Source organism: bacterium endosymbiont of Bathymodiolus sp. 5 South (assembly GCF_900128535.1).
Lineage (GTDB): Bacteria > Pseudomonadota > Gammaproteobacteria > PS1 > Pseudothioglobaceae > Thiodubiliella.
This window is the reverse complement of record NZ_FQTR01000011.1, coordinates 17,499-30,694: the sequence shown is the minus strand read 5'-3', so window position 1 is coordinate 30,694 and position 13,196 is coordinate 17,499. Positions and strand designations below refer to the sequence as shown.

Genomic DNA, 13,196 nt, shown 5'->3' with positions numbered 1-13,196 from the left:
CACTTGGCGATTTTTTAAACCCAGCCTTAGCCCTGCTAGGACAAGGTTTAAAAAAATCACCCATTGGGCAAAAATTGGATTTTGCTAATCATTCCTATTTATGCAAAGGTCTCTATTAATTCTAAAATAATGATAGACACAACGGTTGTATTTTTGGTATAATTTGCATCAAGTTACCCAATGATGGGCAACAAAAAAAACATTGACGTTTATCTGGGTTTCTATTTTAATGAAATACGATAAGCGTTTTTTTTGGTCAATTCAAAGTTGAATTTAACCATAGAGCATTGAAGCCAGTTAGAAAATGTCATGTGCACATTTTTCTAACTGGCTTTTTTTATGTTTAAAGCATAAATTGTGTAAATAAATAAAAGGAAATATTATGAAAAAATTGGTTATAGTTGGTTCAGGAATGAGCGCTATGAAAGTGGTAGACGAAGTTTTAAAAATAGACCCGCTTATGTATAAGATCACTATTATCGGTGCGGAAACAGTATTACCCTATAACAGAATTATGCTTTCCCCCGTTTTAGCTGGTGAAAAAGGTTTTGATGAAATCAGAACGCATGATGAGGCTTATTTCGCACAAAATAATCTTATTTTTAAGCCTGGTTTTGAAGTAACCGCTATTGATAGAAAAGCCAAAACTGTATCAGTAACAAAAGTTGGTAAAACCGACTCTGAGTCGCTGGATTATGACCGTTTAGTGCTCTGCACGGGTTCAACGCCATTTATTCTGCCATTACCTGGTAAGGAATTAAAAGGCGTGGTTTCATTTAGAGATATTTATGATGTTGAATATATGCAGTCAGAGGCTGGAAAATCTAAAAAAGTGGCTGTTATTGGCACGGGTTTGCTGGGACTTGAGGCGGCCAATGGGTTGAATGAATTAGGTTTTAAAGTAACCGTTATTGGCAATATGGATTCCATTATGAATATGCAATTAGATGCTTCATCTGGACATTTATTACAAAAAGTGCTAGAGCAAAAAAACATTAGTTTTAAATTGGGGGCAATAACCAGCAAAATTATTGGCAAAGATAAAGTGGCGTCGTTAGAATTCGAAGATGGAACGACATTGGAAACAGATATGGTCGTTATGTCGGTTGGTATCGTACCTAATGATGCTTTAGCTAAAAAAATTGGCTTACACACCGACCGAGGTATTATTGTAAACGATACCATGATGACCTCAGACCCTGTTATTTATTCAGTAGGGGAGTGTATTAAACACCGAGGTACCACTTATGGATTAGTCGCACCACTATTTGAGCAAGCGCGTGTATGTGCTGAACAAGTATGTGAGATTAGTCATCATATGTACACAGGATCGGATATCTCTACCAAGCTCAAAATTTCAGGGGTTGATGTTTTCTCAGCAGGTGAGTTTGACAACGATGAGGATGAAATTATGTGTTCTAAAGATCATGCATTAAATACACGGAAACGACTTTCTATCCGTAACAACAAGTTAGTCGGTGCGGTATTGTTTGGTGATTCCACAGATGGGCTTTTTTACTTTGATTTAATTAAGAAAGAAACAGATATTACCGATATTCGTAAAACTTTATTATTTGGTGATATTGGTATTGACGAGTCTAGTGCCGGTGCATCGGGTGTTGAAAAAATGACAGACGATGAACAAGTCTGTGGTTGTGTGGGGGTAACTAAGGGTGATATTATCACTTCAGTGGCTAATGGTTGTAACACCTTTGAGGCAATGCAAGCAGACACAGGTTGTGCCACAGGGTGTGGTGGCTGTGAATCGGTAGCCAAGCAAATTTTTAGTTTTGTATCGGGTGCAGAATTAGTAATCAAGGAAACACTGTGTGGTTGTAGTAGTCATTCAACTGCAGAAGTGCGTGAATATGTGAGGGCGCTGAATACGGTTAAAACCATTGATGAAGTACGCTGTGCATTAGAATTCACGAGCACTTGTGAGACCTGTGGTCCGGCAATTAACTATTATTTATCGTCGCAGTTTAACGATGCGTATGTGCATAACGATGCAGAGCGTCCACACAATGAAAGGATGCATGCTAACAAACAAAGAGATGGTACTTACTCTATTGTGCCACAAATGCAGGGTGGGTTGACAACACCAGCAGAACTTAAATCGTTAGCAGAGATTGCCGTGAAATATGAAGTGCCAACGGTTAAAGTAACAGGAGGACAGCGCATTGATTTATTAGGTATTCCTGAGGAAAATTTGAACGATATGTGGGATGAAATTGCAGCGGCAGGCATGGAATCAGGGTATGCGTATGGCAAAGCCACCAGAACCTGTAAATCTTGTGTTGGCACAGATCATTGTATGATGGGAACACAGGATTCAATGGGCTTATCAGTGAAGATGGAAGATGCGGTTTGGTCACACTTTATGCCACATAAGTTCAAGATGGGTGTGAGTGGTTGTCCGCGCAATTGCGCTGAAGCAACGATTAAAGATTTTGGGGTGATTTGCACCGAAAAAGGTTATGAAATTCATGTAGCTGGTGCTTGTGGTATCAGAACAAAAGCTTGTTTAAAAGACCGTTTCTTTGAAACTGAAGAGGAAGTGATTGAATACCTTAAGGCTTTTGTACAGTTATATCGCACAGAAGGCAATTATCTTGAGCGTGTTATGCACTTTGAAGAACGCGTTGGTTTGGATTATATTCAATCAAAACTAGACACAGCAGAAAAAATTAAGCAATGGGCAAACGCATTACCTAAGACCATTGCCAATCCATGGAAAACAACAGACCACAGAAAATCAGCTTAATTTAAGGATGCTATTATGGAAGATAAATTAAATCTATTTTCATTTAAGGGTAAATATCGGATTCTACATCTGACTTGGTTTGCTTTTTTTATGACCTTTGTAGTGTGGCTGAGCCTTGGACCAATGATGCCTTTCATCCAAGAGGCTTTGTCACTCACTGAGCAACAAGCAAAGGTATTGCTTATTCTTAATGTGGCAATGACTATTCCAGCAAGAATTATTGTGGGAATGTTGGTTGATAAGTTAGGTCCTAAAATACTATTTTCAGCCATATTAATGTTAGGCGGCTTAATCTCAATTGCATTTAGTTGGATGCAATCATATGAACAACTGGCACTGTTCAGATTTTTTTCAGGCTTTATTGGTGCCGGTTTTGTGGTGGGTATTCGCATGATATCCGAATGGTTTCCAGCCAAACAAACCGGTACTGCACAAGGAATTTACGGCGGTTGGGGCAATTTTGGTTCTGCGGGAGCAGCGTTCTGCCTACCTTTTATTGCCAGTAGTTTTAGTGATGTTAATGGCTGGCGTTACGCCATCACCATTGCGAGTGTTTTGGCAATATTGTATGGTGTTTTTTATTATTTCAATGTTAGCAACACGCCTAAGGGTTCTACTTATTTCAAGCCAAAAAAATCAGGCGCTATGGAAGTGAGTAGTTATTCAGACTTGGCGCTCTATATTGTAATGAATATCCCTCTATATTTGGCTTTATCATTACTCACATGGAAATTGTCACCTGCTAATATGGCAATGATTTCATCAACAATAGAATATATTGTGTACGGTGTATTGACTGTAATATTTGTATTGCAAGTCTTTAAAACATGGCATATTAACGCCCAACATTTAAGGCAAGGCGTGCCAAGGCAGCATCAATATAAATTTAAGCAAGTTGCCATTCTTGATTGGGCATACTTGGTTACTTTTGGTACTGAATTGGCTGTTATCTCTATATTGGCAATGTTTTATGTTGATTGGTTTGAGTTGCCTAAGATTACCGCTGCACTATTAGCGGGCATCTATCCATTTATCAACTTATTCGCTCGGCCAGGGGGTGGTTATTTAAGTGATAAATACGGCAGAAAACTAACTTTAATGATTGTTTTCTTTGGCGTTAGTTTGAGTTTTATAGCCTTAGGTAATGTTGATAAAAGTTGGTCAATTTATTTAGTGGTATTACTAACAATTGCTGGTGGCATATTCTCTAAAGCAGGATCAGGAGCAGTATTCGCTATGGTGCCACTTATCCAAAGACGATTGACAGGGCAAATTGCTGGCATGGTTGGTGCTTTTGGCAATGTAGGTGCAGTTATGTTTTTAACGGTCAATTCTTTGGTAGGCTACGACCAATTCTTTATGTTAATTGGCGTAGTTAGTGCAATTGTATTGGTGTTAATTATAGTATTTTTGGAAGAGCCAAAAGGTCATATGACCGAAATACTAGATGACGGCACGGTTGAAATCATCAAACTTAACTAAATATCTTAACATTAACTCAGTAAACCCCTAAATATGAAGCAACTTAAAGTTAGCATAACCTCACATTCTATTGCAGGCACCAAACCTGAGAATCAGGATGCTTGTGCTTATCACATACCTGACAAACAAGCCTTAGAATACAAGGGTATTACCAGTGTTATTGCTGATGGCGTAAGTGCGTGTGAGCGAGCGGCTGAGGCAAGTAGTTGTTGCGTTAATAGTTTTCTTAGTGATTATTATTCCACGCCAGATTCTTGGCGGGTAGAGCACTGTGCAACAAAAGTTATTTCAGCACTGAATAATTGGTTGTATTCTCAATCAATACGCAACGATGAAATCTCATCAATGCTATCTACATTGAGTGTGATCATCATTAAATCCAATACTGCACATATTTTTCATGTGGGTGATTCCAGAATTTATCGTTATCGACAAGGGGTATTGACACAACTAACAAAGGACCATGTTTTAAGCCTAAATAAAGAAAAAACTTACCTATCAAGAGCCATGGGGTTTGATCTTAAAGTGAATGTTGATTATCAAACTTTTAACCTTGAAGTTAATGATCAATTTTTGATGACAACAGATGGTGTGCATGATTATTTGAATGATACTTCGTTGCAAAATTTAATGAGCGCAGCATCAACAGCAAGTGATATTGTTGACAAGGCACTAAATGCAGATAGTAGCGACAACATCTCAGCAATGATTGTGAAGATTGAGCAACTACCAGAGAAGAATATAGGCGAGGCTTTTGATGAGCTCACTGAGAGACCTGTGCCACCAGACCTAGATAAAGGTATGAAAATTAATGGTTTTGAAATACAGTCACTCCTTATTTCAAGCCCTAAAATGCAATTGTATTTGGCTAAAGATATTAACACCAAACAATCGGTTGCACTAAAAACACCTTCAGTTAATTTTGAAGATAACCCTCAATATCTGAAACATTTTATGTATGAGCAATGGGCGGGACAGCGAATACAAAGTCCTAATGTGGTGAAAATTCATAACAGCAATGAAAAATCCAGCTTTTTAGCCTATGCGATGGAATACATCAAAGGACAAACACTCAGACAATGGATGGATGAAAATAAAGAACCTGATATCAAAATAGTCGTGAGTTTTGTTAAACAAATTATCCAAGGTTTGAGAGCCTTTCACCGTCAAGAGATGCTACATTGTGACCTTAAACCAGAAAACATTATGATTGATGAAATTGGACAAATCAAACTGATTGATTTTGGCTCCACAAGGATTGCTGGCGTTGCCGAACTAAGCAGCCCCGTTGATGTTATGGATAATCAAGGCACACAAGGTTATACTGCACCAGAAGTTATCTTGAATGGTAAGGCTTCTCAAGCATCAGACCAATTTAGTTTGGGTGCAATTGTGTATGAGATATTTGCCTCACAACTTCCCTACCAAAACAAATTAGATAAAAACCTAACCACGCAAAAATTATCCAAGTTATCTTACGAATCAATATTAATACACCGTCCAAATCTAGCAATATGGATTGATGGTGCAGTGCGTAAAGCCTGTCATTTAGAGATAACATCCAGATACGAAGTGCTGAGTGAATTTTTATATGATTTAGAACACCCAAATTCAAACTTCTTGCAAATTGAAGAACCCGTAAAACCAGAAGCTAAATTAAAAAAATATCGATGGTATCTTGGGTTATTATTTGCGTTAAATTTTATTTTATTATTACTATTGGTGACCAAATGAGTTTTAAAACAACCTGTCCGTACTGTGGCGTTGGCTGCGAGATTAAAATCAGCCGTTCTGGCTCAACATTAAAGTTAATCGGAGATAAAGAGTCACCTGTCAATAAAGGCATGCTTTGCATCAAAGGGCAAACTTTGTTAGAAACTGTTGGCACGGATAACGATAGACTGCTTAAACCTTCTATTGGAACTTGGGATGAGACAATTGAATCAATCGCAAATATTTTCCGTTCAACTAAAAAAGATGAAATTGCGCTATATTTATCTGGACAGATGCTAATGGAGGATTTATATATAGGTAAAAAATTTGCAGAGTCTTATGGTATTAAGAATATAGAAAGCAACTCTAGACTTTGTATGTATTCAACGGTGGCAGCCAATAACCGTGCTTATGGTGCAGACATTGTGCCTGTGTCTTATGATGATATTTTTCTTGCAGAAACTATCTTTATTATTGGCAGTAACACTGCAGATTGCCATCCTATTGTCTTTAATTATGTCAAAAAATCTAAGGCTTTTATTGTCTGTGTCGATATCTATGAAACAACAACAGCCAAAAAATCAGATTTATTTATCAAGGTTGAAGCTGGCAGGGACATGGAAATAATTGATGATTTGGTTAATCAACCATGGTTTAAAAACAAAAAAACTTTAAGTATTTATTCCCAAGGTCTAACACAGTCGACCGATGCAACCGATAAGGTTAATGCCCTTATTAATGCACACATTAAAGTTGGCAATATCAACAAACCAGGCTGTGGTGTTTTATCGCTAACTGGGCAAAGCAACGCCATGGGCGGTAGAGAAATTGGCGTTAAAACTAAAGACTTAACAGCCACTGAATTTTTCTCAACCGATCAGATTAAAACCCTGTGGGTTATGGCAACAAACCCAGCACACAGTATGATTAATTATCGAAAATTTGAGACCTTGATAGTCTCAGACTTTACAAAAACTTTAACCACTCAAGATGCAACTATTGTATTGCCAGCCTGCTCTTGGTCTGAAAAAACAGGGCATCAGAAAAACTCAGAACGCCGGTATTTGGAACAAAATGCTTTTTTACCACCTGCTGGTGAGTCAAAACCAGATTGGGAAATCATGTGTCTTGTTGCAAAAGCACTGGGTTTGTCAGGCTTTGACTATAAAGATTCAGCTCAAATTTGGCTTGAAATGGATATTGATGAAACATGGTCGCCAAGAATTCAGGTTCGTGAAGAAATTGTAGAATTTGAAAAAGTTGATAGAGTCTATGGAAAATCGATCAGTAACGGAAGATTGTTAGAGCAGTGGCATGGGATGTCACGAACTGGTAAAAGCAAAACCTTGAATGATATGACCCATAAAAACCCTCAAACAGTATCAATTCATCATATAACTAACACAGAATTGTTTAAAAATAAAAAAGTTGAATTGGATAAACACTCTAAACAGCCTTGTTTTAAGGGTTAATCATCTAATCATGGTTAAATAATTTTCTTCAGTTAATATTGCTACATTGAATTTCTCTGCAGCTGCAATTTTCTTTTGCCCTACATTGTCGCCAACTACCAAATAATCGGTTTTAGCACTGACACTAACGAGCACTTTTATACCGATAGATTTAGCCTTCTTTTTCATTTTATCTCTTGAGCCATTCATTTTGCCAGTAAAAACAACTTTTTTACCAACCAACACATGGGTAAATTCTATCCGCTCATTTTGCAAAGGGGTGATTTCTAAATTAAAGTCGTATTGATTCAATAAGTCAAACTCATTTTTAATGTCTTGTAGTCCTGTTACAACAGCTTGTGCGGTTAATTCGGCAAAACCTTCAATATCGGCTATTTTTTCTAAATTTAATGCAAAAATATCACTCAATAAACAAGACCTAAGTAGGTTTTCACAGTTCCCCATGCCTAATCTAGTAATGCCAAAGGCTGCTAAAAAACGCCAATCTTCAATTTGCTCAGTGATTGATTTATGGCGCTCAGCAATCAAATTTTCGCTGGTTTTATCGCCAAAACCCATCTTGGTTAAATCGTTATGAGTCAGTGCATAAATTTCTGAAATTTTACGAATACCGTTTTCATAAAGTTTTTTAATTGTGGCAACACCAAAACCATCATTATTACCCAATATCTTAAAAAAATATTCCATTTTTCCAATAACCTGCGCTGGACACTCACTATGATTCACACATATTAAAAAATCAGATTCCCATTGCAATGTTTTGCCACAACTGGGGCACACAGTTGGAATATTAGGCTCTGTAGGTTTTAAAACTTTGTTAATTTTAGGAATGACCAAGCCAGAACGCATCAATTCAATCACACTGCCAGCACCCAAACCTTGCTCTTTTACCAAGCCGTAATGATGCGCACTAGCACGGTTAATAGTTGCACCACTTAACAGCGTAGGTTCTAATTCTGCCACAGGTGTAATCTTGCCTGTGCGTCCCACTTGCGGGGTAACAGATAAAACTTTAACTTGTGCTTTATCTTTATTCTCTTTAAAAGCAATTTGCCAACGGTGGAATTTTCTATTCGCGCCCATGTGTGTTTTTAAATCATCGTTGGTTACCTCAAACACCACACCATCCACATCAAAATCTACTTCGCTAAGCACATCCTCAACAACTATATCAAATTGGGTTTTCAAATCCTCCATGCTGCCTAACCAATGCGGTAATTGATTAAAGGGCACAAACAATGCTGCTTTATTTTTTATCGCTTGTTCGGTCTTTTCATCTAAAGCTTTTTCTTTGATTAGACTGGCTTGAAAATTGCGTGGATATTCAAAATCTGCAGATAAATATTGTTCAAAATAACTTTTTTGAACCACAATCTCACCTGCACCTTGTCCACGCTCAGTATCCTTGTAGACTTGCAATCCTCTCTCAAACACACGACTAATATCGCTACCTTTTTTGCCGTCGCCACGCGTATAAAGGCGTATGCCATCGTCATAACCAGCAAAACCATCCAACTTAGGTGTGGCCTTAATTTGAATAGTGTGAATATCAACATCAATTTCAATAGCGGATTTTTTAATACGCTCCAACCATTTACCAACTTCTTCCTGAGAATAGGCTTTATCAGTAGAAAGCATTATCTCTGGCAGTAAAACCTTGTCAGTAGAAAATCCCGCACCTTCGGGCTCTATTGCTTGCAATAATGGGTGTTCTGGTCGCCTTTTTTTGAGTGCTGGCAGGTAAATAAAATCGTAATCTTTATCGCTGACCATTGGGTTGCCATCACGATAAGCAGTATTGAGTGTAATGCAAAAGTCAGCTAACTGTTGGTCACTTAATTCATCTACCAATATTTCTTGGCGGATAATTTTATCTCGAATGGCTTGTGTTAACGCCACTTGCTATTATTGAAATTGTTTAGAGATATTGTTTAAGAGTTCGTAACTAAAGTCAATGGTTTCTTGTTCATTCTCTTCAGACAAATCATTAAAAGTTACCTCAGTTGAATGACTGCTAATTTGCCTAACAATGATTTGATAGGACTCTTTAATTGCATTATCACCAAAGATGCGTGAAACAACGCCTTTGTCTTTTTCCTTAGCAACATTCACATAGAAACTGCCTTCTTTTATATCTTTATCTTCAACATCAATATTTAACTCATCAAGTGCCCAGCCAACATTTGCCCAAGTTTCATGTTTACCCAAAGCAAATTTAAGTTTCGCGTAACCACCTACGCCTTTCACTATTTCTACTTTTACTATTTGGTTTCCCTTGGTGTTAGTAATTTTCTTCCTTGCAATCGTATGATCACTGCCAAGATAAACCGTAAAACGATAAAGCATTTCAGTTTCTAACGATTGGTCCTTAGGGCGAGCTTGCCAAATGGTGTTTTCATCTTCACCGCCTGCATTAGTAATGACTTCCTCCATGGAATTTAAAGTGAAATGAACTTCGGTTTTTTTGCCGTTATCTGTAGGTTCAATTCTCATTCTGTATTTATCAATAATTGGCAGTGCGTATCTAGCCTTCGTGGCTTTTTTCAGCATTGAACGAATTAAACCGACTGATTGGTCGGGGATTTCAGGATGATTTTCTAAAAAATTAGTTTCCATAACGCCAATTTTCTTGTCACTTCTCTTGATTGCAAAACCATGTGATTTAAAAAAGCTTTTTGCCAAACTCCATACGGCATCTACTTTTTTATCAATCACTATCCAGCGAATTTGACCCAATCTTTTAACTTTAACTTTTGTAGAGCCATTAACAACACTCGCTGCCTTTTTAGTAGCAACATCATTTTTAGAAAAATTAAGGGTGTCTTCTTGAATATTTGCAACATACTCACTTAATCTAAACGCCTCTTGCGAGTCAGGCTTGGTTAAATCTGGCGGAATCTCTAAAGAAGTTACTGTTTTATTGGCATAATATTGAATATTTCTTTCACCAAGACCGCTGTTTGATTTCTTTGCTTTTTCGCCAAACGAAAAACAACTTGCTAAAGAAAACGCAAGTAGCGTAATTGTTATTTTTTTTATCATTATATAGCTCCTAAATTAGATAAATCTTGTTCTAATATCATTTGATATTGTGGTGACAATTTTGTCAATGGCAAGCGAATTCCACTGTCGCATTTGCCCATTTTATGCATCGCCCACTTAACAGGAATTGGGTTTGATTCCGTAAATAAATGTTGATGTAAATTATATAAGTTTGCATTAATAGTTTCAGCTAATTTTCTATCTTTATTCAAAGCCGCTTGATAGGCGTTTGATACTTCTGCTGGCGCTACATTTGCGCTTACTGAGATACCGCCATGACCGCCCATTAAAATAAACTCGACCGCTGTGGCATCATCACCACTATACAATAAGAAATCTTCTGGACAACCATCAATCAGTTCTTGTGCAACTGATAATTGACCTGTTGCATCCTTAATGCCGATAATATTGTTAATCGTTGATAGGCGAATTGCCGTTTCTGGCAATAAATCTACAGCAGTTCTACCCGGAACATTATATAAAATTTGGTCAATATCAACTGCCTCAGCAATAGCCTTATAATGCTGATACAACCCTTCTTGGGTTGGCTTATTGTAATAAGGCGTGACTAAAAGCACAGCGTTTGCACCTAAGACTTTGGCGGCTTGCGTTAGCTCAATTGCCTCAGCGGTAGAATTGGCGCCTGTGCCTGCAATAATAGCAATGCGTCCTTTGGCAAACTCAATGGTTTTTTGCATCACTTCAATATGCTCACCTTGATTAAGCGTTGCACTCTCGCCCGTTGTCCCCATAGAGACAATAGCTTTGGTACCGCTCTGAATATGAAACTCAACCAAATTTGCAAGTGCGTCAAAATCCACCGAACCATCTTCAAACATCGGAGTGATTAGAGCGACCATAGCGCCTGTTAATGGGTGTTTAATACGCATTGTGTTATTATATATAAAAAACCCACTAAATATTTAGTGGGTTTTTTAATTTCTAAATTAAAATTCTAAGTGCAAATTTTAAGGTAGAATAAATTTATGGAAAATTTATATTATATTTGGCTTGCTTGTGTTGTTTCCGCCTGCATTCTTGTTATTCTTTGCCTTGTTATTCCACCTAAGATAATTGGCAGAACTTTACCATTTTTTCTTGCATTTTGGCCAAGTAAGAATATTCAATTAGATTTCCAATCTGTCGTCTATGAGGCATTACATAGAAATAGCTTTAATAGAATAGTTCATTACTCTATTTTTATAGACGCTTTTGTATGGTTATTAATTGTCAACAGTTTTTGGAGTGGATTTTTGTATATCGCTTTATTGCTTTTTGCTATTCAAACACTCCTTATTAAAGAAATTAAATTTACAATATTAGCCAACTTAATCTTGCTATCAATATTGATGATTTTGCTTACTTTTTTCACTCATAATTACATAGAATATTTAATGCTATGGACAATATTAAGTGCCGCTTTGCGTCTAATTGGTCATATTTTTGAGCCATTACCCCCATTTTTAATTGATAATAGTGGTCAATTTTCACCTATGAATATCACAACATTAAAAAAACTGGGTTTATTTAAAACAATCGCTTTATTTCCCATTGGTTTTCTTGCAGAGTTTTTATCTGGACAACCGCATCGACTATTTTTAGTACAAATGAATGCAATAACCAGTAAGTTTTATCAGCACCAGTATATTATGAATTGGAAAAGTGTTGTTGCAAGGGGGATCAAATGCTGCAAAGAAGGCATCAAACAAGAATCATTACTCAAAGATTATTGTCGTTTTTTTAAAAAATAAAAATCAATTACCCCTACTACTGAGATTTTTGCCATTAATCCTACCAACATACATGTTCCGGTTGCTAAATAGGGCTAGGCCAAATAAATGCATCAATGCTTAATTTTCTTTATCCAGCTTCTTAAATTCTTCATCAATTTTATCTAATTCTTCATCACCCCAGTCTTCCTCATCTTCGGCTTCTTTCTTATTAGCAGTGCTGGCTGATTCAGCTTCAGTGTCTTTGCCATCCGATATTGGCGCTGAGCGTTTAAACATAGGTGCGAAAATCAATCCAGCCTCAAACAACAACCACATTGGGACAGCAATCAAGGTTTGAGAGATAATATCAGGCGGTGTCAGTAACATGCCTAAAACAAAGGCACCAATGATAATATAAGGACGATTTTTCTTAAGTTTCTCTACGGTTGTTACACCAAATATAATTAGCAAGATAGTGGCAATAGGCACTTCGAATGCCACACCAAAAGCAAAAGATACTTTTAACACAAAATCAAGATAATATTGAATATCGGGGGTGAAGTCTACAATGCTTGGACCGATGCTAGATAAGAAGCCAAAGATAACAGGAAAAACAATATAAAACGAAAACAACAAGCCTGCATAAAACAAGATTGTTGATGAAATCACTAAGGGCAAAATCATTTGTTTTTCATGCTTATATAAGGCAGGCGCAATAAACGACCAAACTTGATAAAGTAGAAAGGGCATAGTAGCGTAAACGGAAAAAATTAACGCCATTTTGAGCGGCGTTAAGAAAGGTGAGATTACACCAATTGCAATAATATTGCTATCTGAGGGCAAGACATTGAGAATAGGTGCGGCAATAAAACTATAAACTTCGTTGGCAAAGGGAAAAATACCAGCAAATACCAGCAAAATTGCAATGACAGAATGCAGCAGTTTGTCACGCAATTCAACCAAGTGTTGAATAAAGGTCATATCTTGTTTAATGCGCTGTGTGCTCATACT

At 37.1% G+C, this 13,196-nt stretch carries 9 protein-coding genes; 5 read left to right on the top strand and 4 right to left on the bottom strand.

Going from position 1 to position 13,196, the window contains the following annotated elements:
* The first annotated feature begins 382 nt into the window (after positions 1-382).
* From nirB to BBROOKSOX_RS02370, 4 genes are read left to right on the top strand one after another with little or no spacing between them, the layout of a single operon-like run.
* The gene (nirB, locus tag BBROOKSOX_RS02385) at positions 383-2,764 is read left to right on the top strand and encodes a nitrite reductase large subunit NirB (RefSeq protein WP_139659589.1); all 2,382 of its coding nucleotides are present in this window, start codon (positions 383-385) and stop codon (positions 2,762-2,764) included.
* A gap of 15 nt (positions 2,765-2,779) precedes the next feature.
* Positions 2,780-4,246, top strand: coding sequence for an MFS transporter (locus BBROOKSOX_RS02380; RefSeq protein WP_139659588.1), 1,467 nt, complete (start codon positions 2,780-2,782; stop codon positions 4,244-4,246).
* 33 nt (positions 4,247-4,279) lie between these two features.
* A complete protein-coding gene (locus tag BBROOKSOX_RS02375) occupies positions 4,280-5,980 on the top strand; it encodes a bifunctional protein-serine/threonine kinase/phosphatase (RefSeq protein ID WP_139659587.1) in 1,701 nt (566 codons plus the stop codon).
* On the top strand, positions 5,977-7,431 hold the full coding sequence (locus BBROOKSOX_RS02370; protein ID WP_257607734.1) for a molybdopterin oxidoreductase family protein: 1,455 nt from the start codon (positions 5,977-5,979) through the stop codon (positions 7,429-7,431). Before BBROOKSOX_RS02375 ends, BBROOKSOX_RS02370 begins: the two co-directional genes overlap by 4 nt.
* Here BBROOKSOX_RS02370 and BBROOKSOX_RS02365 read toward each other — a convergent pair whose 3' ends face one another.
* The 3 genes from BBROOKSOX_RS02365 to dapA are packed head-to-tail and all read right to left on the bottom strand — an operon-like array spanning position 7,432 to position 11,363.
* Positions 7,432-9,330 carry a helix-hairpin-helix domain-containing protein gene (locus BBROOKSOX_RS02365; RefSeq protein ID WP_139659585.1) on the bottom strand — a complete coding sequence of 633 codons (1,899 nt, stop codon included), beginning with the start codon at positions 9,328-9,330 and terminating at the stop codon, positions 7,432-7,434. It lies immediately after the preceding gene.
* A gap of 6 nt (positions 9,331-9,336) precedes the next feature.
* Complete coding sequence (bamC, locus tag BBROOKSOX_RS02360) at positions 9,337-10,473, bottom strand: outer membrane protein assembly factor BamC (protein WP_139659584.1); 1,137 nt, start codon at positions 10,471-10,473, stop codon at positions 9,337-9,339.
* The gene (dapA, locus tag BBROOKSOX_RS02355; protein WP_139659583.1) at positions 10,473-11,363 is read right to left on the bottom strand and encodes a 4-hydroxy-tetrahydrodipicolinate synthase; all 891 of its coding nucleotides are present in this window, start codon (positions 11,361-11,363) and stop codon (positions 10,473-10,475) included. Before dapA ends, bamC begins: the two co-directional genes overlap by 1 nt.
* A gap of 96 nt (positions 11,364-11,459) precedes the next feature.
* Here dapA and BBROOKSOX_RS02350 point away from each other — a divergent pair, with 96 nt between their 5' ends.
* Complete coding sequence (locus BBROOKSOX_RS02350) at positions 11,460-12,224, top strand: hypothetical protein (protein WP_139659582.1); 765 nt, start codon at positions 11,460-11,462, stop codon at positions 12,222-12,224.
* A 99-nt stretch (positions 12,225-12,323) separates the two neighbouring features.
* Here BBROOKSOX_RS02350 and tatC read toward each other — a convergent pair whose 3' ends face one another.
* Positions 12,324-13,193 carry a twin-arginine translocase subunit TatC gene (tatC, locus tag BBROOKSOX_RS02345; RefSeq protein ID WP_139659581.1) on the bottom strand — a complete coding sequence of 290 codons (870 nt, stop codon included), beginning with the start codon at positions 13,191-13,193 and terminating at the stop codon, positions 12,324-12,326.
* Between the last annotated feature and the right edge of the window lie 3 nt (positions 13,194-13,196).

Excerpts from the sequence above, each read along its gene's own strand:
- nirB (WP_139659589.1), top strand. The coding sequence starts at position 383 with ATGAAAAAATTGGTTATAGTTGGTTCAGGAATGAGCGCTATGAAAGTG.
- BBROOKSOX_RS02380 (WP_139659588.1), top strand. The coding sequence starts at position 2,780 with ATGGAAGATAAATTAAATCTATTTTCATTTAAGGGTAAATATCGGATT.
- BBROOKSOX_RS02375 (WP_139659587.1), top strand. The coding sequence starts at position 4,280 with ATGAAGCAACTTAAAGTTAGCATAACCTCACATTCTATTGCAGGCACC.
- BBROOKSOX_RS02370 (WP_257607734.1), top strand. The coding sequence starts at position 5,977 with ATGAGTTTTAAAACAACCTGTCCGTACTGTGGCGTTGGCTGCGAGATT.
- bamC (WP_139659584.1), bottom strand. The coding sequence starts at position 10,473 with ATGATAAAAAAAATAACAATTACGCTACTTGCGTTTTCTTTAGCAAGT.
- dapA (WP_139659583.1), bottom strand. The coding sequence starts at position 11,363 with ATGCGTATTAAACACCCATTAACAGGCGCTATGGTCGCTCTAATCACT.
- BBROOKSOX_RS02350 (WP_139659582.1), top strand. The coding sequence starts at position 11,460 with ATGGAAAATTTATATTATATTTGGCTTGCTTGTGTTGTTTCCGCCTGC.
- tatC (WP_139659581.1), bottom strand. The coding sequence starts at position 13,193 with ATGAGCACACAGCGCATTAAACAAGATATGACCTTTATTCAACACTTG.